Origin of the sequence: Rhodococcus wratislaviensis (genome assembly GCF_041228765.1) — a bacterium.
Lineage (GTDB): Bacteria > Actinomycetota > Actinomycetes > Mycobacteriales > Mycobacteriaceae > Rhodococcus_F > Rhodococcus_F wratislaviensis.
Genome location: NZ_CP150488.1, coordinates 1367229 through 1391624, shown reverse-complemented (window position 1 = coordinate 1391624; position 24396 = coordinate 1367229). Strand labels below are relative to the sequence as shown.

The following is a 24396-nucleotide window of genomic DNA, read 5'->3' as shown; positions in this document are numbered from 1 at the left end:
GTCCCTCAGACCGTGTCTGCCGTGTGCAGCTCGGAGATCGCGCGGTCGGTGTAGCCGAGCTCGCCCAGGATGGCATCGGTGTGCGCGCCCAGAGCCGGAACCGGATCGAATCGAGGTTCCACACCACTGAGGTTCGCGGGCGGCAGCAATGCCCGAACCGGGCCGCCCGGGGTAGCCACCTCACGCCAACGGTCACGTCCGGCCAGGGACGGGTGGGACAGAAAGTCCGATACGGTGCGCAGCCTGCCGTTGGCGATCGACACCTTGTCGAGCAGGGCGAGGGCGTCGTCCGTGCTGAGCAGACGCGTCCGCTCGGAGATCAGAGCATTGCATTCCTCACGGTGCGCCACCCGCGCGGAGTTGCGGCAGAAGCGCGGGTCGGTGGAGATCGACTCGTCGCCGAGCACCTCGGCGCAGAACGCGGACCATTCGCGGTCGTTCTGGATCGACAGCAGGACCGTGCCGTCGGCGGTCGGGAACGGGCCGTACGGGGCGATCGTCGCGTGTTCCGCTCCGACCCGGCTCGGCTGCCGGCCACCGTATTCGGTGTAGTAGGCGGGAGATCCCATCCATTCGCCGAGCGCCTCGAACAGAGCGACCTCCACAGCGCGGGCGGTGCCGGTGGTTGCACGCGTGTACAGCGCGGACAGGATCCCGCTGTAGGCGTACATACCGGCCGCGATGTCGGCGATCGACACACCGACCTTGGACGGGCAGTCGTCGGGGCCGGTCAGCGACATCAGACCGGATTCGCCCTGGACGAGCATGTCGTAGGCTTTGCGATCCGACCAGGGCCCGGTGTTGCCGTAACCGGACACGTCGCACGGAATCAGCGCGGGGTACCGCTGCTGGAGCGACTGGGCGTCGAGGTTCATCCTGGCTGCCGCGCCGGGCGCCAGGTTCTGCACGAAGACATCCGCTGTGGACAAGAGCTTTTCGAGGATGTCGCGGCCCTCGTCGGACTTCAGATCCAACGTCAGAGACTCCTTGGAACGGTTGAGCCAGACGAAGTAACTCGATTCACCGTGCACGGTCTCGTCGTAACGCCGCGCGAAGTCGCCGGCGTCGGGACGTTCCACTTTGATGACGCGGGCACCGAGGTCGGCCAGCTGCCGGGTCGCGAAGGGTGCAGCAACTGCTTGTTCGATACTCACAACGGTGATCCCCGCGAGCGGTAGGGCGGTCTGCGATGCCATGGAGCCAGCCTTCCTCGAAATGTACGGCCATTTTGCCTCTATGTAGCGACCACCGTCAATCGGGTGGATGACAGGTTTTACACGTACTTGAGGTTGTCGGCCGTCCCCGGCCGCCTTCTAGCCGTGGTGGCGGCGGTACGCCTCGACCGCCCCCGGATGGCGAGGGACGCCGGCCGTCTGGATCAGTGATCGGGCGTCGAGAAACTGCGCGCCGACGGTATCGGGGGGAATCAGATCCTGGGCTCGATCGATGAGAAGGTCGACGAGGGCACCGGCCACGGCGTCGGGCAGCTGCGGCGAGGCGACGAGCAGACTGGGAACCCCCACCGTCGCGGTCTCGGCGGTGTCACCGTACGTCCGGGCAGGAACCGAAACCGGTTCGTACATGGGCCCATAGATCCTGCGCATCTCGGCGTACTCGACGGACAGGTCGAGTAGCCGGATCCCCCCGTCCGGACCGTGCCCCGGCCGCGGCATCGCCGCCGGGGTGGGCACGCCACCGGCCCACAGCGCGGCGGCGACCGTACCGTCGCGCAGGGAGTCGAGGACGGTGGTGAGTGACACCGGGCGCACCGTCACGTCGTCGACGGTCAGTCCGCTCGCCTCGAGGACCCGCCTTCCGGTCTGTGCGGTTCCGGAACCCGGGGAGCCGAGACTGATCGTCTGACCGCGAAGATCTCTCATCGAGCGAATGGGTGAGTGTGCGGGCACCGCGCACTGGAGATAGTTCTCGTACACCCGGCCGATGGCCAGCATCTTAGTGGCCGACTCGACGGCGGAGTCGGCCAGCGTCAGCCCGATGAGTACCTCACCCGACGCCAGCAGCGACAGGTTCTCCAGGGAACCGGTGGTGTAACGCACCGTCAACCGGAGATCCCCACCCGAGGCGGGCGGGACGTCCGCAAGCAACTCGGCGAACTCGGCCTGGAAACCGTCGCGCTCCCCGGACGCGATTTCATATGTCCCCGTGGGCTGGGTACGTGCGCATCCCGACAGTGCGACCGCTGCGGCCACACCGCCGATGAACTGTCGCCGGCTAATCATCGTCCAGCTTCTCCACGTGCGGTTCGAGCCACAAGCGTACGCGCAGTCCGCCGGCGGGGGCCTCGTCGATGACAAGACGGCCGCCGTAGGCTGCGGTGACGACCTCGACGATGGACAGGCCGAGTCCCGTTCCGGCCTGGTCGCTGGCTCGGAAGAAGCGGCCGGTGAGCTTGTCGCGCAGCTCTTCCGGAACTCCCGGACCGTCGTCTGCCACCCACACGCACACCGGAGAGCGGTCCTGTGACGGCTCCACGACGACTCCGATCTCGATGGTCGGGTGTGGGCCTGCGTACCGGGAGGCGTTGTCGATCAGCACATCGAGCACCTGGGACAGATCGTTCTCGGCGATCGCGACCGGAACACGGTCGACGTCGGGGGCTGCGACCGTGACCAGACGCGCACCACGTTCGCGGGCCGTCACCGACCAGAAGTCGACCCGGTCGGCTACCACCGACAGTGCGTCGCAGGCCGCCTCGGACCGATCGGCCCCGAATCGCGGTGTCTCGGCCGAGGCGAGCGAGAGAAGGCTGTCGAGAATGGTCTGCAAGCGTTTGGCCTCCTCGGTCACGCTGTGATAATCCTCGCGCGCACTGTCCGGTACACCGTCGTCCAGAAGGTCGAGGCGAAATTGCAACGCCGCAAGCGGGTTCCGCAGTTGATGGGCGGTGTCGGCGATCAGGCGCTGTTGCGCGTCCGCTGCCCGCAGCACAGCCGAGGACATCACGTCGAACGAATGCGCGAGGCGACGCACCTCGGGAGGCCCGCCTGCCGCCGTGGCCGGCAGCACCGACTGCGGCGGCGCGGAAGTCTGCGGCATCCCCGTGTCGGGCATCCGGCGGATGAGTTGCACGATCCCCTTGGACAGGTTCGCCAGCGGTCCGAGCACCCACCGGCTCAAGGCGATCGCGAGGACACCGAACGCGACCAGTGCCAGCACGGCGCCGGCCGCGATCACCGCCCATTGCCGGAGGATGTCGGAGCGGGCCTCGGCGGTCGAGGCACGCAGCACGATGGTGCCGTTCACCTGAGCGCCCGACCCCACCGGCTTGACGAACAGGGCCTCGTCGTCGCTCCACGGGAACAGCCGGTCGACGGTGGACACGCGCTCGTTGCGCAGTCCGCTGCGAATCGCGGCGTCGATTCCGGGTTCGTCGCCGTCGAGGCCCACGCCGAGGGTGGGTACACCCCGCGTGGAGACCACCAGCACGCCCTCGCCGTACACGTCGTCGTACGCCTCGACCTCCCCCGCGATCCTGGCGGGGTCGCCGGTCCTGACGTACTCCTCGGCGAGGACGGCGAACCGTTGGATGTCTCCCTCGCGGCCGAGTGTGAACGCCTGCGTCCGCGAGTCCGCAGTCGCGAGCGCGAGGGGAATGGCGAAACTCGCGACCGCACAGGATCCGAGTATCGCGAGAATCAGCAGTAACCGTCGGCGCATGTCGATTCGACCCCGAGGTCAGCACACCCACCGGTAGCCGAAACCACGGATGGTGCTGATCAACCCGGGCTGGTCCAGTTTGGCGCGCAGAGTGCCGATGTGGACGTCGAGCGAACGCGAAACCGCCACGAACGCGTCCCCCCAGACCCGATCCATCAATTGCTGACGGCTGACAGCAGCCCCCGGGTTCTCGAGCAGGATCTCGAGAAGGGAGAACTCCTTCGACGTCAGGTCCACCTCGGTGCCCGCCACGGTGACGGTGCGGGAATCGAGGTCGACGCGGACGTCTCCGGTGACCACTTCTCGTGGTGCGCCGCCTTCGACAGCCATACTTCGCCGGCGCACCACTTCGATGCGAGCGAAGAGCTCCGACATCCGCGCCGGCTTGACCAGGTAGTCGTCTGCACCGCCGCGCAGGCCGCGCACCACCGAACGTTCGTCGTCGCGGGCGGTCAGGATGATGACGGGGACGGCGCTGACCTGGCGCAACTGACGCAGCACCTCGAGCCCGTCGCGGTCCGGTAACCCCAGATCGAGCAGGACGAAGTCCACCTCGCCGTGGTGCAGCAACAGTTCGGACCCGAACTTCATCCGCACAGGCTGGTGCGCCTGCCGGGTCAGTCCCGCAACGAGTGCGTTGCCGACGCCGTCGTCGTCTTCGACCACCGCGATGCGCATAACCGGCATTGTCCCCCGGCCGCGGTGCGCCGGGGGAACAATGCCGGGGGACGAGGGATCAGACACGCTCGAGTCGGCGGTCGTCGCGGTCTTCCTCGCGTCCGTCGCGGATCGGATTCTCCGTCTCGGGATCGAGGGTGGTGCCGCCCTTGCCCTTGGCCATGAACAGCGCGGCGACCAGGGTCAGTGCCGAGCACCCGACGACGTAGTAGAAGAACACGGATTCATGTCCGGCCTGCTTGAGAGCGAGCGCGAGAGGCTCGGCCGTGCCACTGAACAGGGCGGCGGTGATCGCGTGCGGCAGGCCGACACCGAGCGCGCGGACCTTCGTCGGGAACAGCTCCGCCTTGACGATCGCGCTCAGCGCGCTGTAGGCGGTCACGATGACCAGTCCGGTCATCATCAGGCCGAACGCGACGAACGCATTGGTGGTGTTGCCGAGAACGGTCAGGATCGGGACGGTCAGCACGGTCGAGCCGACACCGAAGAACAACATGACCTTGCGGCGACCGATGCGGTCGGAGATCAGTCCGGCCACGGGCTGCAACAGCATGTAGATGAACAGTGCGGCGAAGTTGATCCACGCCACCGTTTCCGGGGCGATCCCCGAGGTGTTGATCATGTACTTCTGCAGGTACGTGGTGTACGTGTAGAACGCGACGGTGCCGCCGATCGCGAGGCCGAACACCATCGCGAGTTGCTTCGGGTACTGCAGCAGCAGTCGCAGGGTGCCGCGCTTGGCCGACGGCTTCGTGCCGGATGCCTTCTCGGCAGCGATCTGGGCCGCTTCCTCCTTGTACTGATCCGACTCGTCCATCCCACGACGGAAGAGCATCACGGTCACGGCGGCGACAGCGCCGATCACGAACGGAATGCGCCAACCCCAGGCCTGCATCTCGTCGATGGTCAGAAGCTGCAGCAGGATGATCTGGACACCGAGCGCCGCGAGCTGACCCAGAATGATCGACACGTACTGGAAGCTCGAGTAGAAGCCGCGTCGACCCGGCGTCGCGACCTCGGAGAGATACGTGGCGCTGGAGGCGAATTCGCCTCCCACGGAGAGTCCCTGGATCAGTCGCGCCATCACCAGCAGCGCCGGCGCGAGCATGCCGATCGCCTCGAAACTCGGTGTCGCAGCGATGATCAGCGATCCCGCGGCCATCATCAGCACCGACAACGTCAGAGCGTTCTTGCGCCCGTACCGGTCCGCATATCGGCCCAGGATGTACCCACCGATCGGGCGCATCAGGAATCCGACCGCGAAAACCAGTGCGGTGGAGAGAAGCTGGGCAGTCGTGCTGCTCTGCGGGAAGAAGGACGCCGCGAAGAACACGCTGAACGCTGCATAGACGAACCAGTCGTACCACTCGACGAGGTTGCCGATGCAGCCGCGAACCACGTTCGCAACAACCCGCCTCTCGCCGGTCGACGACGCTGGGTTCGAAGTCGTGTGTCGCATGATGTTCCTTCCTCAACTGCTGTGATGATGCATAGTCACTGACACCAATGTGGTCGCCGCCACAGCGAGAGGGAAGGGATGAGCCGCTTTCCTTACATTCGCTTTAGACGGCACTGCTGCGGGTCGCTCGGACCGCGGCCGAGGGCGAATCTCATCGACATCGGCTATGCGACCGTGCCAGGCACGTTGTCGCCGACGTCAGCGCAGAGGGCTGCCGGTATCGGAAGCCGAACTCATGGCCAGCGGGGGCGCGGGCGGCACAAATTCCGGTGTTCGGCGGATGAAGTCGGAGATGCGGCGCCACATTTCCGGAGGGTTCGAGTACATCGGAAAATGTCCACTGTCCGTAATTTCGGCGACCTCCACACCATGGGTAGCCAGGTGTTCCAAATAGGACAACGATGCGTTCTGCTGTCCATACATGAACATCTTGGGCGCGGGTATCGCCAGGAAGCGGTTCATCAGATCGCCCTGGTCGGAGAGTTTCACCATCGACTCGAAGATTCCACGCACGGCAGCGGCCCGGACCTTGTGCCGCAGACTGGCGGAATACAGAGCGCTCGAGAAGTACCGCGAATTCCAGGCTCGGTCGATGAATCCGGCCAAGAAGCCTTCTGGGTCGTCGTTGGGATGGTTGATGATCTGGCGACTGAGAAAACAGTCCTCGGGTGCCACGTTCCCTTCGATGTCGATGAAGGAGGCGATCCGGTCGGGGTGTTCGTCACCCAGGATCAGTGCCGTCAGACCGCCCATCGAATGCCCGATGACGTGAAAACGGTCGATCTCGAGTTCGTCCAGCACCCGTAGCGCCGCGGCAACGAGAAACGGAATGGAAATTCGTGAAAGGTCGGCGCAGTCGGTTTCACCGCAACCTGGAGCGTCGTAGGCGAGAATCGGATGCTCGGTGAGTTCCGCCCTCTGCATCACGTCTGCATAGTCTTCTTTTGTGGAGCCGAACCCGTGAAGGAAGACCAGAGGGACCCCGGTTCCCTCACGGAACATCGCCGAGATCTCGACTTGGACGCCGTCGATTACGAGCGGTAGTCGAAACTTGTTCATTCTCTTCAATTCTGTCACGCGGAATGTCTCCTGCTATCGGTATTCAGTGGGAGTACGCACTCTGACGGCCCGACATCGCCGGAACGTGGATGCCACGCTTCGGCACCATTTCGACGAGATCCCTGCGCCTGAAGCAAACGCTCGGCATTCGCCGCCCAGGTTGTTGCCGCGCCGGCCCTGCCTGCGCGGCCACTCGTTCAACTACTCGATCCCGGCTGCGCGCCGTGACCGGTCGTCCCACTTGGGGTCGACGCCCGCCGTGTGCGGTCCGTGTCCCTTGCGATACACCATGAGGGTCCGTTCGAAGGTGATGACGATGGTGCCGTCCTGGTTGTAGCCGATAGTGCGCACGGTGACGATGCCGATGTCCTTGTGGGACGAGGACTCTCGTTTGGTAAGGACCTCCGATTGGGAGTAGATGGTGTCGCCCTCGAACACCGGATTCGGCAGGCGCACCCGGTCCCAACCGAGGTTGGCGTGCACGTGCTGGGAGATGTCGGTGACGCTCTGCCCGGTGACGAGGGCAAGGGTGAAGGTGGAGTCGACGAGCGGCTTACCCCACGTCGTCTGACTCGAATAGTGCGCGTCGAAGTGGATCGGCGCCGTGTTCTGGGTGAGAAGCGTCATCCACGAGTTGTCGACCGGCAGCACCGTGCGGCCGAGTGGGTGCCGGTACACGTCTCCGATCTCGAAGTCTTCGAAGTAGCGGCCGGGCCAGCCGGTGACCGGGGGCGCCGACTGCTCGACCTGGGTTTCGCTGCTGCTCAAGGTAGTTCTCCTTCGGTAGTTCGTCGCCGACGACGCGACCCGGCCGACGGCGGAGGGAAGAGTGTGTGTTCAGGACCTGACCGCTGCGTACTCGCCGAGCCACGTCAGGATGCTGTCGGTGTGTTCCCCCAGACCGGGTACGGGGCGCATCTCGTGTTCGGCGCCCATCACCGTCACCGGGGGGAGTAGTCCTTCGAGCGGTCCGACGGGGGATTCGAATTGTGCCCACCGGGAGCGTGCCACGAGCTGCGGGTGCTCGGCGAACTCGTCCATCGTGCGCTGCCGGGCATACGCGATCTTCGCCGCTTCCAACCTGTCGACGAGGTCCGCGCCGGTGAGGCCTGCGGCAACGTCGTCGATGACGCCATCGAGGTCGGCGCGGTGCGCGACCCGGTCGGCGTTGGTGACGAACCGCGGATCGTCGATCAGCTCCGGCGCCTGCAGCACGACACGACAGAACACGTCCCATTCGCGTTCGTTCTGCAAACCCAGGTTGACGACCTCCCCGTCCGCCGCAGTGAACGGTCCGTACGGCGCGATGGTCGCGTGGCTCGCTCCCGTCCGCTTCGGCGCCGATCCGCCGTATCGGGCGTAGTAGTCGGCGTACCCCATCCACTCGCCGAGCGCCTCGAGCATCGAGATCTCGAGGTTGGCGCCCCGGCCGGTCCGCCCACGATCGAGCAAGGCGGTGAGGATCCCCGAGTAGGCGTACATGCCGGCGCAGATGTCCGCGATGGACAGTCCGACCTTCGAGGGCTCGTCCTCGGTTCCGGTGATCGACACCAGTCCGGCCTCGCATTGGATCAGCAGGTCGTAGGCCTTGCGTGCCTCGTAGGGGCCGCCGCGGCCGTATCCGGAGATATCGCACGTGATCAGGTTCGGGTGGGTATCCCGCAAGCGCTCGGCCCCGATGCCGAGGCGTCCGGCAGCGCCGGGTGCCAGGTTCTGGACGAGGACGTCGGCGCGGTCGACGAGTTGGTGCAGGATCCGGTTGCCCTCCTCCGAGCGAACGTCGAGCTCGATGCTCTCCTTCCCGCGGTTCGTCCACACGAAATGGCTCGCCATCCCCTGGACCGTTCGGTCGTATCCGCGTGCGAGATCTCCGACACCGGGGCGTTCGATCTTGATTACCCGAGCACCGAGGTCGGCGAGGTGCCGGGTCGCGAACGGTGCCGCGATCGCCTGTTCGAGCGAGACCACCACGACACCCTCCAATGGGCGATGCACAGGGTGGGGAGCAAAATCCGAACGCTCGGTACTCACGTCATTCTCCTTGCCGGGTCGGTCGTGTCAGTGCTGTTTCACTGTCGCGCCCCTGCGTGTGTTTGTGAAATGCCGATATCCGCCGATCCTCATACGTTCCGCGTATAAGCTCAGGCAGTGAACTTGCAGGAGTTGCGATGGTTCGTCGCCCTCACCGAATCGGAGAACATCACCGCTGTCGCCGCGGAGATGCACGTCACGCAACCGACGTTGTCGCGGGCCATAGCCCGGCTGGAGACGGGGTTCGGGGTGCGGTTGTTCGACCGGCGGCACAATCGGCTCCATCTCAACCGGTACGGCGAGATTCTTCGCGCACATGCGTTGCGCGCATTGAGCGAAGTGGATTCCGCGCACAACCGGATCAGCACCCTGGCAGATCCGAACGAGGGCACCGTCTCCCTCTGCTTCCTGCACAGCCTCGGCGAGTGGCTCGTGCCGGAACTGATCAGCAGGTATCGCGCCGAACATCCCAAGGTGAGATTCGAACTACGCGGTGCTGCAGCAGATTCGGTTGCCGACGACATCCGGGTCGGCCGGTCCGATCTCGGTTTCGTAGCCCCCGAGCCCTCCGTCGACGACCTCGTGTGGACACCAGTGGCCACCGAACCGGTTCGCTTGCTCGTTCCTGTCCGTCACCGGCTGGCTCGCCGCAAAACGGTGAGTTTCGCCGAGGTCGCCGAAGACGATTTCGTGGCTCTCACGCCGGAGTACGGGCTGCGCCAGCTCACCGACCGTCTCGCCCGAGCTGCCGGCTTCGCCCCGCGAATCGCGTTCTCGGTCACCGAGGTCGGCACGATGCGCGCCATGATCGCGGCCGGAGTGGGCGTGGGAGTTGTGCCTGCTCCATCTGCGGCCGCGGACCCTCCCGACGGAACTACACTGATCGAATTGCGTGATCGCGATGCGTGGCGAACGATCGGCATGATCCAGGCCGATCGGCCCCTCACCTCCTCGGTCGCCGAAGGCTTTCACAGGTTCGTCCTCGAGACGCTCGTCGAGAACACCACGGGACCCGCCGGGCCTCCTCGACGCGGGTGATCGTGCCGGCCGTCCAGCTCTCAGTCGAAGACACCCCCGGCGCCGGGGGTCAGCGCAGGACGAACGGGTTTCCGGTCGGTGCTCCGATGTTGATCCACACGCTCTTGGTTTCGAGGTACTCGTCGATTGCCTCGGCACCGTTTTCCCGGCCGATACCGGAGTCCTTCACCCCGCCGAACGGCAGCATGAAGCTGACCGCGCGGTAGGTGTTGACCCAGACCGTCCCGGACTCGATCGCCTCCGCCATGCGGAACGCGCGGGGCAGGTCGGTGGTCCAGACACCGGCACCGAGACCGTACTTCGAGTCGTTGGCAATGGCGATCGCCTCGTCTTCGGTGTCGAACGGGATCACCGCCAGCACCGGGCCGAAGACTTCCTCTTGCGCCAACCGGGATTGATTGCTCACCCCGGTGAACACTGTCGGCTGTACGAACCACCCATCGGTTCCGGTGCCGGTGGCCACGCCGCCCCCGAGCGCGAGTTGTGCACCCTCGGCGGTGGCGATGTCGATGTACTCGAGCACCTTCTTGTGCTGGTCACGAGTCGTGATCGGACCGACCTGGGTGTCGGGGGACATCGGGTCACCGATGCGCGCTGTGGAGGCAAGCGCGACCAGCTTGGCGACGACCTCGTCGTGCACGGATCGCTGCACCAGAAGCCGGCTTCCGGCAATGCAGGTCTGACCGGACGCGGCGAAAATTCCCGAGACCGCGCCGTTGACCGCGGCGTCGAGATCGGCGTCGGCAAAGACGATGTTCGGTGACTTGCCGCCGAGTTCGAGCGAAACCCGCTTGAGACCGCGCGCCGCCGCGGCCCCGATGTGCCGCCCGGTCGCGTCCGAGCCGGTGAAGCCGACCTTGCGCACCAGGGGGTGGTCGACCAGCGGCCCTCCCACGTCGGGCCCGAATCCGGTGACCACGTTGACCACTCCCGCCGGCAGGCCTGCCTGTTCGAGGATACGAACGAATTCGAGGGTGGAGGCGGAGGTGTATTCGGAGGGCTTGACGACCACCGAACAGCCAGCGGCCAACGCGGGTGCCAGCTTCCAGGTGAGCAACAGCAGCGGCGAGTTCCACGGGGTGACGATTCCGACGACCCCGATCGGCTCGCGCCGGGTGTAGGTGAAGTATCCCGGCTTGTCGACGGGAACGACGCGGCCTTCGATCTTGTCGGCGAGACCACCGTAGTACCGGTACCACTGCGCGAGATACCGGCACTGGCCGAGCATTTCGCTGTAGAGCTTGCCGTTGTCCCGGACCTCGGTGCGGGCGAGGAGTTCGGCGTTCTCCTCGAGCGCGTCGGCGACGCGCTGCAGGATCAGACCGCGGGCGCTGGGACTCATCGTCGCCCACGACCCGGTGGTCATGGCACGGTGCGCGACCTGGACGGCGTCCTCGACGTCCTCGGCCTGCCCGCGCGCGATCTGCGCCCACGGCCGGCCGGTGAAGGGGTTGTCGGTCTCGAAGTACGTCTCGTCAGCGGACGGGCGCTGCTGCCCGCCGATGTGGAGCAGGTATTTCTGCATGGCAGGGTTCTCTCTCGGTTCGGCGTCGGCCATCAGAACGTGTCGAGGCCGAGCGCGGCGCGGAACTTGTTTTTCACCGCCGTGCCGTCGCGGGGCGGAAGGGCGCGCGGCGGCTCGGTCTGCTCGATGAACACCTGAACGAAGGTCGTACCCTCGCGGGCGGTGACGATCTGTGCGACACGGTCGACGTCGGCGATGTCGCGGACCCGTTCGGTGCGGGCAATGCCGAACGACGACGCGATGCCCGCCAGATCGGCTCCGAGACTGGAGTGGCTGCGCTGCATGCCCGTTTCGCCGAAGTGCCCGTTGTCGAGGACGACGATGGTGAGGTTCTTCGGGGCCTTGACCGCGACCGATCCGAGCGCGCCGATTCCCATGAGCTGTTCCCCGTCACCGGTGATGACGACCACGGACTCGGCCGGACGAGCGAGAGCGAGGCCCAAGCCGGTGGGTACGGCGGCACCCATGGCGCCCCATAGATAGAAGTTGCGGTCGCGCTCCCCTGCGGCGAAGACGTCATAGGACGGGGAGCCGAGACCGGTGACGACCAGTGCCTCCGGCGCCCGGTCGAGCAGTGTCGCGACGAACTCGCGTCGGTCGAGGCGTTCGCCGGCGAGGGTTCCGATGGTCGAGTTGCTGACGTTCACTTGCGCTCCCACTTCTTGCGTCCGATGAGCCGCTGACCCAGGAGCACTGCGACGCGCTCACCAGCGAGAAAAGCCTGATCGAAGGCGGCGGAGACGACCTCGCCGACCTGATCGGGGTCGTCGACCCGGAAAACTGTGATGCCCATGAGTTCGAGGGCCTGCTGCGTGGTCGAACCCATGGGGATCTGCCACGGGTTGAACTCGGCGTACTCACCACGCATGGTCACCAGCGTGAGGAACGGAAACTTGCACATCTCCAGCAGGGAGAACATGTTGACGCAGTTACCGACTCCGCTGCTCTGCATGAGCAGGACCGCGCGCTGCCCGCCGAGCCAGGCGCCGCTGACAACGCCGACGCCCTCTTCCTCGGTGGTCAGCACGACGTCTTCGATGCCGGGGTCGGCGATCGCGGCTTGGATCGCGTACGAGTGGCCGGCGTCCGGTACGTACGCGATCTGCTGGACATCTCCTTCGCGCAGAACGTCGAAGACGGACTTCTGCCAGCCGGGTGCGCTGACTGTGGAATTCATGGGTGCTCCGATTCATGACGATGGACGCTCCCAAAGATCATGAAACAACATGGTGGCGGTGTGGTAATAGAATTTCGTGATACTGCTATCAAAGGTTTTGTTTGCGCGGGAAGGACCCACCGGACAGGCCTTGGTCATCTACGTTCGCGACGGCATCGCTCAGCCCGGACGTGTTCCCGGCGTTCGCACAGGGGTGGGCAACGCGCACCCTAGGGTGTCTGTCGAACCGCGTGTCCGGAAGGCAGTGTTGTTGTGGCCAAGGAATACTCGACCACAACCACCAAGGACTCCGCATGTTTCGCCACACCGCCCTTCGCGCCGGCCTGATGTTCGCCGCGGTCGCATTCTCTGTCACCGGCGCAGCCGGAATCGCGCACGCCATGCCCGCCTCGTCGGGGGCGGCTGATGTCGCAGCGGTCTCACAGTCGGACCGCGATGCCCGCGACCGGGATCGGCGCGATCGTTTCGACGACGACGAGCAGGCCATGCTCTGCGAGGGTCAGGCCATCGTCGACCGGCCCAGCTGCTCGTCCTTGCCGTACTGATTCGCATCGATCGGGCGGTGCTCGCCGGCGCCGCTGCCGCGTTCAGTGCGGCAGAGGCGGGTGAACCGATGCCGCAGCCGCGTATCGTCTGCTGCAAGGTAACCCCGCACCCGATGGCTTCGCCCATCGGTCCGCCTACTGCGCGGGGTCTGACGATGCTCGAGCATGCCTCACCCCAGACGCTCACGGTCTTCGTCGACGACGAGCCTGTCTCCGCAGACTCCGTCTGGCACCCGGGTGACACCGTGACCACCGCCCTCTCCTGGCTCGACGAGCAGCAGCTTCCCGCCGAGCTCCGATCACTGGCCGAGGAGGGCGAGATCGGGCCGAACGGTGTCGGCCGAGGAGTCTTCTACGTCGACAGGTACCCGGGGTTCTCCCCTCAGCCCGTGCTGTCCGTGAGCGGAGTGGTCGCGACGATCGAGGTCGTCGCGAACCTCGAACTGCACACCGACCACGGCTGGAAACTGTTGTCCGACACCGTGCAGATGTGGGACGTGCCCGACACGGGCACGTGGCGCATGCCGAATCGGCAGTACTCGACGCCCGGCACGTCCGGCGACCTTCGATTCATCGAACAACACGAGTTCGTCGAGCGGTACGGCGTCACCACACCGACCTTCCGTCGCGATTCCCGATACTTCCGGGTGGCTCTCGTTCGTCGGGTTGGCTCGATCATTCCTCACCCGACAGGTGGAGGGTTCGTGAAGCGCTCGGACCAGCGGACCCCTGGATGCTCCGCGAGCAGTGCCCGGCGCTGACGTTCCGTCATCCCACCCCAGATGCCGAATTCGACTCGGTTGTCGAGTGCGTACGCACCGCATTCCGTCAGCACCGGACAGTGCCTGCAGAGGGCGGCGGCCTCCCTCTCGAAGATCGAGCACAGGTCGGGGCAGTGGGAATGTGGGTACATTCCGGTGAAATGAGTGAAAGATCCAGTTGCGAAGAGTTTTTCGCGACGCATCGGCTCCGGTGGCGAGGTGCGATCGAGGATTGCACCGATTACAGATTAACTGCACTCCGTGCCGATCGCGCGCCGAAGATCGGCACGGCCGTTGTGGGTGCAGACTGGATCCATGGTGTCGACGCAGCGCGAGCGGGAAGACAAGTACGAGGTGGGGCTCGAGTTCGTCCTGCCGGATCTCGAGGACGTGTTGCCTGCCGAGGGACGGATCGAACAGGGCACGGTGAATCTGAACAGCGTCTACTACGACACGGATGACCGCGATCTGCTCCGTCAGAAGATCACGTTCCGCCGCCGGACCGGGGACGCCGATGTGGGATGGCAGTTGAAGGTCCCCGCAGACAAAGCACGCACCGAGATTCGCGTGCCTCCAGGCGAGAGTGATGCGGTTCCCGACGAGTTGGCGACCCTGATTGCGGGTGTCGCACTGGGCAAACCCGTGCACCCGGTGGCGACGCTGAAAACCGTGAGACGCACGCAGCGACTCCTCGACCGGGACGACCGTCTGCTGGCGGAAGTGGCCGACGACCGCGTGCGCGGCGCCGTCGCCGGTGACCGCGCTGTCCTCAGCGAGTGGCGGGAGGTGGAGGTCGAGCTCGGCGACGCCGGGGACGAGAAACTGCTCGGGAAGATCGGCAAACGCCTCACCCGCCGTGGTGCGCAGCCGTCCCCGTATCCGTCGAAGCTCAGCCGTGTGCTCACCGCCGCGCACCTCGCGGTCGACGGCTGGGACACGACGCGAACGACAGTGGAAGCGGTGCTCGTCGACTATCTGGATTCCCAAGTCCAGGCGATCGTGGCAGGCGACGTGTGGTTGCGGCGTGGGCTGGACCCTGTCCACCCCACCCGCGTGGGGATCCGACGTTTCCGCAGCACGCTGCGGGTGTTCCGGCGCCTGTTCGAGCCGGCCGCGCGGGCAGAACTCGACGCGGAACTCTCGTGGTACGCGGGACTGCTGGGGGAGGTGCGGGATCGGCAGGTGCAACGCGCACGCTTCGCGGACGCGCTCGCCGCCCTGCCTTCGGAACTCGTGTTGGGCCCGGTTTCCGCGCGCATCGAGAACGATCTGCTCGCCGAGCAACTCCGTCGTACGAAGGAAGTGATGGAAGCCCTCGACGGTGACCGCTACCGCGCGCTGCTGGCCACCCTGGCGCGGTGGCGCACCACGCCGCCGCTGACCGCCGCGGCGGGCGACGATCCCCGGGTTATCGAAAAGTCGGTGCGGAAAGCCGAACGCAAGGCGCTCACACGCGTCGCCGCCGCGGCTGCCGGCGACGACGACGCGGCCCTGCACCGCGCGCGGAAGGCCGCCAAGCGTGCCCGGTACGCGGCCGAACTGGCCGCACCGATTCTCGGGAAGAAAACTGCACAGAAGAAGGCGGCACGGTTCAAGAAGATGCAGCGCGTTCTCGGCGAGCACCAGGACAGCGTCGTCGCCGCGGAGACGCTCCGGACGCTCGGTGCCCGCGCCGGCACGACACCGGGCGAGAACGGTTTCACGTTCGGCCTGTTGTACGGCCTGGAATTGCAGAATGCGCGACAGGCCCGGGAGGACGCCGCCGGGCTCGCGGCGGGCGAGTAGTCGGGGTCAGCCGGCCGGAATCGGCGCGAGGTACCGCAGCGTCGGGGGCGGACCCGCACCGCAATCGACGAACCACACGCCCCCTTTCGCGGTCGCCCCTGAGGGCGGGGCGTCCGGTGCGCCGCGCGACCGCGCGAACTCGGCCAGCGCGTTGAGGATCTCCCCGTGGGTGCAGAAGGCTGCCCCGTCGGCTTCGGGTCCGTGTAATAGGGCGAACAGTTCGTCGGGCGGTGCGTCCGGTGCCAGCAGTGGGTGATCGGCGACACGCAGACCGACCGCCTCGGCGAGCGGCAGAAGGGTCTGGCGACAGCGGGTGGTGGGACTCGAGAACAGTGTCGCGATCTCGATGCCGCGCAGCGCCGCGACAAGGCCGTGGGCCTGGTCGTGCCCGAGCGGGCTCAGCGGACGGTCGGCGTCGGGGCCGTCCCATTTCTTCTTCTCGCCTGCATGGGCGTGCCGGACCAGGACGAACATTCTCACCTTCTCCCGGCGTAGGGATAGTCGTTGAAGACTCCCACGCGAGACGACAATTGGCCACCACGGCTTCTCGACAGTCAGGTGCGGCGGGACGAGCGGATCCCGTAGATCACGGCCCCGACACCGAGGACGATCACACCCGAGATCACCGAGGCACGAGGAAGGAACGCGGCGAGAACGAGACATCCGGCGGCGCCGACGACGGCCACCAGCCGCGGCCACGGTTTCGCGGACAAGGTCCAGGCCGACGCGTTGGCGATCAGGTAGTAGACCAGCACCGCGAACGAGGAGAACCCGATGACGCCGCGCAGATCCGCTGTCGCGGCGAGAATCGCCACCACCGCACCGACCGCCAACTCCGCCCGATAGGGCACCGCGAACCGGGGGTGGACGGCGCCGAGCAGACGTGGCAGGTGACCGTCCCGTGCCATCGCGAACGTGGTCCGCGAAACCCCGAGGATCAGGGCCAGCAGCGAGCCGAGCGCCGCGATCACCGCGGCGACCCGGACCGCCGGCTCGAGGCCCCCGAACCCCACGGCGGCGACGGCCTGCGCGAGTGGATCCGTCGCTGCAGCGAGTGCGTCGGCGCCGAGAGCGTTCAATACGGCGATCGCGACGCACAGGTACACGACGAGTGTGATCGCCAGGGCGATGGGGATCGCCCGGGAGATGGTCCGGGCCGGGTCCTTCACCTCCTCGCCGAGCGTGGCGATCCGGGCGTACCCGGCGAACGCGAAGAACAGGAGGCCTGCGGCCTGGAGGACTCCGGCCACGCCGTGCCCGGAGGTGATCGCGAGCCCGTCGAAGCCGGTGTCGGAACCGGTCAGGCACACGACGACGACCACTGCGAGGACGGCGAGTACCGCGAACACGATGCTCCGGGTGACCAGCGCGGACTTCTGCACGCCCAGGTAGTTCACCGCCGTGATGGCGGCGACCGCGACGACCGCGACGACGTGCTCGCGGCCGGGCCAGGCATAGGCGCCGACGGTCAGGGCCATCGCGGCACACGAGGCGGTCTTGCCGACCACGAATCCCCAGCCCGCGAGATACCCGAAAAACGGTCCCAGGCGTTCACGGCCGTAGACATAGGTGCCACCCGATTGCGGGTACAGCGCGGCGAGCCGAGCCGAGGAATCGGCATTGCAGTACGCGATCACCGCGGCCACTGCCAACCCCACGAGCAGGGCGCCACCGGCGGCGGACGCGGCAGGCCCCAGCGCGGCGAAGATCCCCGCCCCGATCATCGACCCGAGGCCGATCATCACCGAGTCGAACACCCCCAACCGGCGGCGCAACTGTGGCCTCGCGGGCGGGTGCACGTCGTTGCCTTCCGAAACCTCGTCACCGGCCATGCGTGGCAGTTTCCCTTCGGACGTGCGGATGTCGGGCAGTCCAACGCTAGCGTTCGCCGGGGACCCACACGTGAACCCTTCGGGACCAAGCAGTTTCGGCACGGCGACAGGATCGCCGGCCACGGCCAGGGTTGCGACGGTCGGGGCGCGGCTGGTGCGGGCATCGCACTCGAAACACCGATAACCGCCCGAAGGGGGTGATTTCCGCCAACGGGTCGGACCATAATTGTTTCATCGGGAAAACGGATACACCGAAATCATTTCCAACCCGAGAATCATCGACCGGTGAGAAGCCGGGCGACAATCGAATCAAAGGTGACATCAGATGAACACGTTCGCATTGCGCACGGCGGTTACGTCGGCTGCGATCGCCGCCTTTTTTGCGCTCGGTTCAGGCGTCGCAGCGGCGGCACCGGCATTTCATGGAGACCCGAACACACCTGGCACACAACTCCACGTCCACAACGACCCCAATACCCCCATGGACAACAACAGTTACCAGTGCGGGGCGATCGGCGTCGGGGGCGCGGGAGTCGGATCGAACCCTCCCGGAGGAAGCGGGCAACTGAACGGCGTCTTCTTCGGCAGCGGCCCGGTTCAGGGTGGTTGCATCGGAAATGACGGGTCGGTGCACTTCCCGTCCGGACGTGCCGAGTAGTACGGCCTGATCCGCGCCCCGGCCGTCCGCTGCGTTGCACCCTGATTCGACATCTGTCAATATCGACGCATGTCGAATCAGGAGTTGTCGGACGGTGGTGCGTGTTGCTCGCCGCTCGCGCGTGAACCACTCACCGAGGACTGGGCCGGGGATCTGGCCCGGATGTTCAAGGCCCTCGGCGATCCGGTGCGCCTGCGCCTGCTGAGCCTGATCGCCAGCCACGCCGGCGGTGAAGCCTGCGTCTGCGACATCTCCGAGTCGTTCGACCTGTCGCAGCCGACGATCTCGCACCACCTGAAAGTGCTCCGCGCCGCCGGCCTGCTCGACTGCGAGCGTCGCGGCACCTGGGTGTATTACTGGGTGATCCCGTCGGCGCTGCAGCAGCTGTCCGCTGTACTGCTGACCGAGAGCGGCCCCGCCGTGCCGTCCCCCGCGTGCGCCGAGGCGCAGGCATGAGCGGGGCAACCACAACCACTACCGGGCACCCCGCCGTCGTCGGCAAACTCTCCACCCTCGACCGGTTCCTGCCGGTGTGGATCGGCGTCGCCATGGTCGGCGGACTGCTCCTCGGCCGGATGATTCCCGGGCTCGGGGACGCCCTGAGCGCCGTCGAGATCGACGGCATCTCGTTGCCGATCGCCCTCGGCCTGCTGATCATGATGTACCCGGTGCTCGCCAAGGTTCGCTACGACCGGCTCGAAGCCGTCACCGGCGACCGCAGGTTGCTCATCGGCTCGTTGGTACTGAACTGGGTGCTCGGTCCGGCGCTGATGTTCGCCCTGGCCTGGCTGCTGCTGCCGGATCTGCCGGAGTACCGCACCGGTCTGATCATCGTCGGCCTGGCCCGCTGCATCGCCATGGTCATCATCTGGAACGACCTCGCCTGCGGCGACCGGGAGGCCGCCGCCGTGCTGGTCGCGATCAATTCGGTGTTCCAGGTGATCATGTTCGCGGTGCTCGGCTGGTTCTACCTGTCCGTGCTGCCCGGGTGGCTCGGCCTCGAGCAGACCACCATCGACACCTCGCCGTGGCAGATCGCGAAGTCGGTGCTCATCTTCCTGGGCATCCCGTTGCTCGCCGGCTACCTGACCCGCCGATTCGGTGAGAAGGCCAAGGGCCGCACCTGGTACGAGAGCAACTTCCTCCCGAGGATCGGACCCTGGGCGCTGTACGGGTTGCTGTTCACGATCGTGATTCTCTTCGCCCTGCAGGGTGACCAGATCACCTCCCAGCCGTGGGACGTCGTCCGGATCGCGATCCCCCTGCTGGCGTATTTCGCGATCATGTGGGGCGGCGGCTACGCCCTCGGCGCGGCCATGGGTCTGGGTTACGAGCGCACCACCACCCTGGCGTTCACCGCCGCGGGCAACAACTTCGAACTCGCCATCGCCGTGGCCATCGCCACCTACGGCGCCACCTCCGGGCAGGCCCTGGCCGGTGTCGTCGGACCGCTGATCGAGGTCCCCGTCCTCGTCGGACTGGTCTACGTGTCGCTCGCGCTGCGTTCCCGGTTCCACGCGTCCGCCACGAAAGGTTCGCTCCCATGACCAGGCCCAGCGTGTTGTTCGTCTGCGTCCACAACGCCGGCCGCTCCCAGATGGCTGCCGGATTCCTCTCCCACCTCGCTGGTGATCGGATCGAGGTCCGCTCCGCCGGGTCCGCGCCGGCCGAGACCGTCAACGCTGCCGCCGTGGAGGCCATGGCCGAGGTCGGGATCGACATCTCCGACCAAACCCCGAAGATCCTCACCTCCGACGCCGTCGACACCTCCGACGTGGTCATCACCATGGGCTGCGGCGACGCCTGCCCCGTCTTCCCCGGGGTCAGCTACCGGGACTGGGCGCTCGACGATCCGGCAGGCAAGGGCGTCGACGCGGTTCGTCCGATCCGCGACGAGATCAAGGCGCGAGTCGAAGCCCTGATCGCCGAGCTGGTCCCCGCCAGCGCCTGAGACGCGAACCGGCACCGGGCCGCCGGTCGAGTGACTAGGGTCGATCCGTATGACCACACTCAACGTCGCCGGACGGGTCGGCGCCACGGTCCTTGCGACCGTCGCGATCTCCGGCTTCCTCGCGTCGGGAACGGCGGCGGCCGCGCCGAGCACGGTGCCGTTCCAGGTCGACCCCGTCATCCCGCTCGTCGAACTGCCCACGCCCCACCTTGCCGCGACTGTCGGCGACCAACCGGGCGTCGCCGTGTTGCACGTGCGCCGCACGCCGGGGGACGGAAACCCGCACTCCGCGGTCGTCCACTGGGTGAGTCTCGGCACGGGTGCGTCCGGTTCCGCGTCGTTCCCGACGCTGGATGCTCAAGCCGTCACCATTCGTCCGGGCTCGGGTCAGGTCGTCGCATTCGTCGACCCGCAGGCGATCGGCACACCGGGCTTCGGCACGTTCTTCGTTCCCTGACACCCGGGTGACGGTCAGATCGCGGTCTCCTGCGCCGACAGTGCCATCCACGTGCCGTTCTGCTTGACGAACACGTCGGTGAAGCGTTCACGGGCCAGCACATTGCCCGACTCGGTGAGGGTGTTGACGCCGTGGATCACGGCGGTGTCGCCGACGATATCGACGGACTGCTCGGTGGCATTCATCGTGAACGTCACCGGAACGATGCTCGCGATCTCCTCGTCACGACCGAGCAGTGTTCCCTCACTCGTGATGTGCTTGAAATCGGGGCTCAGGATCGATTCGATCGTGTCACGGTCGCCGGCGGTGATGGCCGTCAGCCACCTCGCTTCCTGAGCGAGAACCGCGTCCTGCTCCTCGGTGGCGCTGACCGATGCGGTCGGCGACATCGACGCCGACACCGTCTCACTCGTGTCGCCGCCGCATCCGGCCAGTCCACCGAATACCAGCACCGCAACGACGACGCCGATCGCATTTCGTGTCGCACCGACGTTCATACCGACTCCAGGTGGCCGCGGGTTTCGGTCTCTCACAACAGTGACATACGACGCGCCGCCCGCGGCCGAAAACTACGGAGCCCCGCCCCGTACTACAGGCCCCTCCCCGGATTCAGGATTCCCGTCGGGTCGAATGCCTCCTTGACCCGGGCCATCAGCTCACGTTCGGTGGCACCCACCATCGCCTCCATGTGCGGCTCCTTGAGCACTCCGATTCCGTGCTCGCCGCTGATCGATCCGCCCAGAGCCAGGCACTCGACCACCATTTCGTCGAACGACTGCAGCGCCCGTGCGGACTGCTCGCTGTCGGACGCGTCGAACACGATGGTCGGGTGCAGGTTGCCGTCCGCGGCATGGCCGAACGTGCCGATCGTCAGGTCGTAGCGCGTCGCGATGCCCTCGATGGCCTGCAGCATCTCGGGTAGCCGGTGCACCGGGACGGACAGGTCGTCGAGCAGCGTGGAGCCCCGCCGCTCCAACGCGGTCAGTGCCACACGGCGCGCCTGCATGAACGCTTCGCCCTCCACCGGGTCGTCGGTGTCGTACACCTCGGTGGCGCCGGCGTCGGCACAGGCCTGCGCGCAGATCCGGGCTTCGGCGGTGGAATCCCTTCCATCGCATTGGATCAGCAGGAGCGCCCCGGCGGACTCGTCGAGGCCCATGTGCGTCATGTCGTTGACGGCGGCGATGGTCGTGCGGTCCATCAGTTCCGCCAGACACGGCTCGGCGACCTGCCGGATCGCGAGCACCGCCTCGATAGCCTGCGCGGTCTCGGGGAAGCTGGCGACCACCGTCGCGGCGGCGGTGGGCGCCGCCCGCAACCGCATGGTCGCTTCCACGATCACCGCGAGGGTTCCCTCGGATCCGACGAGCAGTTGCGTAAGATTCAGCCCTGCAACATTTTTGCGCGTCGCCGCGCCCGTGTGGATGATCCGTCCGTCCGCGAGCACAGCTTTGATGCGGGCCACGTGATCGCCGGTGACGCCGTACTTGGCGCAGCAGGTGCCCCCCGCGTTGGTTGCGAGGTTGCCGCCGATGCTCGAGATGGCCCGGCTGCCCGGGTCCGGCACATACCAGAGCCCGTGCTCGGCGGCCGCCGCCGCCAGGTCGCCGTTGATCACGCCGGGCTGCACAGTTGCGGTCCGTGCGGCCGGATCGATGTCGAGGACGGCGTTCATCTTCTCCATGCTCAACACGATGCACCCGTCGAGCGCGTTCGCGGCTCCGGCGAGACCGGTGCCGGCGCCGCGGGTGACGACCGGAACACCGTGCCGGTGAGCAATTTTCAGTGCTGCCACGACATCGTCCGTGTCGCGTGCACGGACCAGCGCGAGCGGCATTCCCGCCGCGGTCAGCAGCGATTGGTCGCGCCGGTAGGCGAGCATCAGGTCGGGTTCGGTGACGACGGCGTCGCCGAGGGCGGCTGTCAGTTCGGAGACGGGGGTCAGTACGTCGAGACTCATGGAACCATCCATCCGAGTACGGGGGTCGATTGCAGGTAGATGATGATCGTGAGGAACGCGAGCAGTCCCAGGCTCCACCCGACGAGTTTGCGCAGAATGGCCCCCTCACTGCCGGGAAGTCCCACCGCTGCGACGGCCACCGAAAGGTTCTGCGGCGACAGCATCTTGCCGAGCACGCCTGCCGAGGAGTTGGCGGACGCCATCAGCACCGGATCGAGCCCGGCCTGCTGTGCCGCGGTCATCTGCATGACGCCGAACAACGAGTTGGACGACGTGTCGGAACCGGTGATGGCGACGCCGATCCACCCGATCACGGGGGACAGGATCGCGAACAACCCGCCGGTGGAGGCCAGCGCCATTCCGAGACTGCCCGTCTGACCGGACAGGTTCATCACGAACGCCAGCGCCAGGACCGCAGTCACGGTGACGATGGTCCACCGCAGTTGCACGAGAGTGTCCCAGTACGCGCGGAGCGCCTCCCGGATCCCGATGCCGTAGATCACAGTGGTCACGACCGCCGACAAGAGCAGAAGTGTGCCCGTCGCCCGCAGATGGTCGAGCTTGAACGTCTGTGCGCCGACGGCGTTTCCGTCCGGATCGACAATGTCGAGTCCGGGCCACGCGAAGGCGACGGTGCCGACATCGGCGAGCCAGGACTTCACGACCGGCACCTGAGCGAGGGAGAAGATCGCGATGATCGTCACGTAGGGGGCGAGCGCATAGACGGCGCGGCGCCCGCGCCCGTAGTGGTCGAAACGACCGGGTGACGTGGATGCCGTCGTGTCGGCTCCCGATCCCGTCGTGATGCCGACCCCGATACCGGCGCCCACGGGGGCCCGGCCGCCGTCGCGTGCCGGCACGTCGGGGGTGGCCGCCAAGGTCTCGGCGGGACTCCAGAATTTCAGCATGCCGAGCACGGCGATCACGGTGACGATTGCTGCGACCACGTCCGTCAACTCGACCGTGAAGTAGTTGGCCGTGAGAAACTGTGCGAACCCGAAGACGAGTCCGGCGACCAGCGCGACCGGCCACGTCTGGCGGACGCCGCGGCGGCCGTCGACCAGGAAGACCATCACCAGCGGGATGATGGCGGCGATGAACGGGGTCTGACGTCCCGCCATGGCGGACAGGTCGTCGAGCGGCAACCCGGTCACCCCGGCGAGCGCCAGGATCGGCGCACCGAGCGCGCCGAACGCGACCGGCGCCGTGTTCGCGAGGAGCGAGGTGCACGCGGCTTTGAGCGGTTTCATGCCCGCAGCCAGCAACATCGCCGCCGAGATCGCGACGGGAGCGCCGAAGCCGGCGAGTGACTCGAGGAGAGCGCCGAAGCAGAAGGCGATCAGGATGGCCAGAATGCGCTGGTCATCGGAGATCGACCGAATCACCCGGCCCAGTTCCTCGAACCAGCCACTGACGACGGTCAGCTTGTAGACGAAGAGGGCGTTGACGAGGATCCAGAGAATCGGAAACAGCCCGTAGAAAGCGCCTTCCGCGGTAGCACTCGCCGCCTGTCCGATGGGCATCTGCCAGCCGACGATCGCCGCGCAGACCGCGAGGGCGAGTGCGATCAGGGCTGCCCGGTGCGCTTTCCACCGGAACACTCCCAGCATCACGAACATCGCCAGGAGCGGCACCGCCGCGATGACTGCCGACCATCCCAGCGACCCTCCGATCGGGTCCAGTGTCTGTTGATACATCGAGATCTCCTCTGTGATTGCCGCCACTCCGCTCACCGATTGTCAGACAAGTACTCACGACTGTCAAGAACGCATGTGCGTCGTCGTGGGAAGATCGGGTAGTTC

At 66.6% G+C, this 24396-nt stretch carries 25 protein-coding genes and 1 pseudogene; 9 read left to right on the top strand and 17 right to left on the bottom strand.

The window, feature by feature from the left end; translation table 11 throughout:
* Positions 1 to 5: 5 nt before the first annotated feature.
* From WKC72_RS06205 to WKC72_RS06170, 8 genes are all read right to left on the bottom strand, one after another.
* Positions 6 to 1196 (bottom strand): CaiB/BaiF CoA transferase family protein, encoded by a 1191-nt coding sequence (locus WKC72_RS06205; RefSeq protein WP_370182054.1) that lies wholly within the window; start codon positions 1194 to 1196, stop codon positions 6 to 8.
* 117 nt (positions 1197 to 1313) lie between these two features.
* Positions 1314 to 2240 (bottom strand): TAXI family TRAP transporter solute-binding subunit, encoded by a 927-nt coding sequence (locus WKC72_RS06200; protein ID WP_370182053.1) that lies wholly within the window; start codon positions 2238 to 2240, stop codon positions 1314 to 1316.
* Positions 2233 to 3678: a HAMP domain-containing sensor histidine kinase gene (locus WKC72_RS06195; RefSeq protein WP_037242852.1), complete on the bottom strand. Its 1446-nt coding sequence runs from the start codon at positions 3676 to 3678 to the stop codon at positions 2233 to 2235. The genes WKC72_RS06200 and WKC72_RS06195 overlap by 8 nt, the downstream gene beginning before the upstream one ends.
* Positions 3679 to 3696: 18 nt before the next feature.
* A complete protein-coding gene (locus WKC72_RS06190; RefSeq protein ID WP_370182052.1) occupies positions 3697 to 4356 on the bottom strand; it encodes a response regulator transcription factor in 660 nt (219 codons plus the stop codon).
* A 58-nt stretch (positions 4357 to 4414) separates the two neighbouring features.
* Positions 4415 to 5815 (bottom strand): MFS transporter, encoded by a 1401-nt coding sequence (locus tag WKC72_RS06185; RefSeq protein WP_370182051.1) that lies wholly within the window; start codon positions 5813 to 5815, stop codon positions 4415 to 4417.
* Between the two features lie 198 nt (positions 5816 to 6013).
* Positions 6014 to 6892 (bottom strand): alpha/beta fold hydrolase, encoded by an 879-nt coding sequence (locus WKC72_RS06180; protein WP_370182050.1) that lies wholly within the window; start codon positions 6890 to 6892, stop codon positions 6014 to 6016.
* A 183-nt stretch (positions 6893 to 7075) separates the two neighbouring features.
* The gene (locus WKC72_RS06175) at positions 7076 to 7642 is read right to left on the bottom strand and encodes a MaoC family dehydratase (RefSeq protein WP_037242855.1); all 567 of its coding nucleotides are present in this window, start codon (positions 7640 to 7642) and stop codon (positions 7076 to 7078) included.
* Positions 7643 to 7711: 69 nt separating this feature from the next.
* Positions 7712 to 8905 (bottom strand): CaiB/BaiF CoA-transferase family protein, encoded by a 1194-nt coding sequence (locus WKC72_RS06170; RefSeq protein ID WP_268788943.1) that lies wholly within the window; start codon positions 8903 to 8905, stop codon positions 7712 to 7714.
* Positions 8906 to 9022: 117 nt separating this feature from the next.
* Between WKC72_RS06170 and WKC72_RS06165 the strand changes: the two genes are divergently transcribed.
* On the top strand, positions 9023 to 9943 hold the full coding sequence (locus tag WKC72_RS06165) for a LysR family transcriptional regulator (protein ID WP_052033711.1): 921 nt from the start codon (positions 9023 to 9025) through the stop codon (positions 9941 to 9943).
* 49 nt (positions 9944 to 9992) lie between these two features.
* Here the strand turns inward: WKC72_RS06165 and WKC72_RS06160 are convergent, their stop codons facing one another.
* The 3 genes from WKC72_RS06160 to WKC72_RS06150 are packed head-to-tail and all read right to left on the bottom strand — an operon-like array spanning position 9993 to position 12645.
* A complete protein-coding gene (locus WKC72_RS06160; RefSeq protein ID WP_268792257.1) occupies positions 9993 to 11468 on the bottom strand; it encodes an aldehyde dehydrogenase in 1476 nt (491 codons plus the stop codon).
* A 32-nt stretch (positions 11469 to 11500) separates the two neighbouring features.
* Positions 11501 to 12115 carry a thiamine pyrophosphate-dependent enzyme gene (locus tag WKC72_RS06155; protein WP_081792725.1) on the bottom strand — a complete coding sequence of 205 codons (615 nt, stop codon included), beginning with the start codon at positions 12113 to 12115 and terminating at the stop codon, positions 11501 to 11503.
* Positions 12112 to 12645, bottom strand: coding sequence for a thiamine pyrophosphate-binding protein (locus tag WKC72_RS06150; protein WP_037242860.1), 534 nt, complete (start codon positions 12643 to 12645; stop codon positions 12112 to 12114). Before WKC72_RS06150 ends, WKC72_RS06155 begins: the two co-directional genes overlap by 4 nt.
* A gap of 293 nt (positions 12646 to 12938) precedes the next feature.
* Between WKC72_RS06150 and WKC72_RS06145 the strand changes: the two genes are divergently transcribed.
* Positions 12939 to 13190: a hypothetical protein gene (locus WKC72_RS06145; RefSeq protein ID WP_037242862.1), complete on the top strand. Its 252-nt coding sequence runs from the start codon at positions 12939 to 12941 to the stop codon at positions 13188 to 13190.
* A 113-nt stretch (positions 13191 to 13303) separates the two neighbouring features.
* Positions 13304 to 13951 (top strand): hypothetical protein, encoded by a 648-nt coding sequence (locus WKC72_RS06140; protein WP_370182049.1) that lies wholly within the window; start codon positions 13304 to 13306, stop codon positions 13949 to 13951.
* Here WKC72_RS06140 and WKC72_RS06135 read toward each other — a convergent pair.
* Positions 13873 to 14061: pseudogene (locus WKC72_RS06135) on the bottom strand (WhiB family transcriptional regulator); the annotation flags it as partial. The gene WKC72_RS06140 and the pseudogene WKC72_RS06135 overlap by 79 nt on opposite strands.
* Positions 14062 to 14266: 205 nt before the next feature.
* Here WKC72_RS06135 and WKC72_RS06130 point away from each other — a divergent pair.
* Positions 14267 to 15736 (top strand): CHAD domain-containing protein, encoded by a 1470-nt coding sequence (locus WKC72_RS06130; protein ID WP_370182048.1) that lies wholly within the window; start codon positions 14267 to 14269, stop codon positions 15734 to 15736.
* 6 nt (positions 15737 to 15742) lie between these two features.
* Here the strand turns inward: WKC72_RS06130 and WKC72_RS06125 are convergent, their stop codons facing one another.
* Together WKC72_RS06125 and WKC72_RS06120 are read right to left on the bottom strand one after the other, a co-directional pair.
* Complete coding sequence (locus WKC72_RS06125) at positions 15743 to 16210, bottom strand: histidine phosphatase family protein (RefSeq protein WP_128640721.1); 468 nt, start codon at positions 16208 to 16210, stop codon at positions 15743 to 15745.
* 80 nt (positions 16211 to 16290) lie between these two features.
* On the bottom strand, positions 16291 to 17568 hold the full coding sequence (locus WKC72_RS06120; RefSeq protein ID WP_370182047.1) for an APC family permease: 1278 nt from the start codon (positions 17566 to 17568) through the stop codon (positions 16291 to 16293).
* A 325-nt stretch (positions 17569 to 17893) separates the two neighbouring features.
* Between WKC72_RS06120 and WKC72_RS06115 the strand changes: the two genes are divergently transcribed.
* The 5 genes from WKC72_RS06115 to WKC72_RS06095 all read left to right on the top strand — a co-directional run bounded on the left by WKC72_RS06115 (position 17894) and on the right by WKC72_RS06095 (position 20634).
* Entirely contained in the window at positions 17894 to 18226 is a 333-nt protein-coding gene (locus tag WKC72_RS06115) for a hypothetical protein (RefSeq protein ID WP_112299852.1), read from the top strand.
* Positions 18227 to 18295: 69 nt separating this feature from the next.
* A complete protein-coding gene (locus WKC72_RS06110) occupies positions 18296 to 18682 on the top strand; it encodes a helix-turn-helix transcriptional regulator (protein ID WP_268788938.1) in 387 nt (128 codons plus the stop codon).
* Positions 18679 to 19773, top strand: coding sequence for an ACR3 family arsenite efflux transporter (gene arsB / locus WKC72_RS06105; protein WP_370182044.1), 1095 nt, complete (start codon positions 18679 to 18681; stop codon positions 19771 to 19773). The genes WKC72_RS06110 and arsB overlap by 4 nt, the downstream gene beginning before the upstream one ends.
* Positions 19770 to 20177, top strand: coding sequence for an arsenate reductase ArsC (locus WKC72_RS06100; RefSeq protein ID WP_037242878.1), 408 nt, complete (start codon positions 19770 to 19772; stop codon positions 20175 to 20177). Before arsB ends, WKC72_RS06100 begins: the two co-directional genes overlap by 4 nt.
* A 49-nt stretch (positions 20178 to 20226) precedes the next feature.
* A complete protein-coding gene (locus tag WKC72_RS06095; RefSeq protein ID WP_370182043.1) occupies positions 20227 to 20634 on the top strand; it encodes a hypothetical protein in 408 nt (135 codons plus the stop codon).
* Positions 20635 to 20648: 14 nt separating this feature from the next.
* Here the strand turns inward: WKC72_RS06095 and WKC72_RS06090 are convergent, their stop codons facing one another.
* The 3 genes from WKC72_RS06090 to WKC72_RS06080 form a co-directional block, all read right to left on the bottom strand.
* On the bottom strand, positions 20649 to 21131 hold the full coding sequence (locus WKC72_RS06090; protein ID WP_370182042.1) for a nuclear transport factor 2 family protein: 483 nt from the start codon (positions 21129 to 21131) through the stop codon (positions 20649 to 20651).
* 92 nt (positions 21132 to 21223) lie between these two features.
* Positions 21224 to 22594, bottom strand: a complete 1371-nt coding sequence (locus WKC72_RS06085) for an FAD-binding oxidoreductase (RefSeq protein WP_370182041.1) — start codon at positions 22592 to 22594, stop codon at positions 21224 to 21226.
* Positions 22591 to 24291 (bottom strand): L-lactate permease, encoded by a 1701-nt coding sequence (locus WKC72_RS06080; protein ID WP_370182040.1) that lies wholly within the window; start codon positions 24289 to 24291, stop codon positions 22591 to 22593. Before WKC72_RS06080 ends, WKC72_RS06085 begins: the two co-directional genes overlap by 4 nt.
* Positions 24292 to 24396 lie beyond the last annotated feature (105 nt).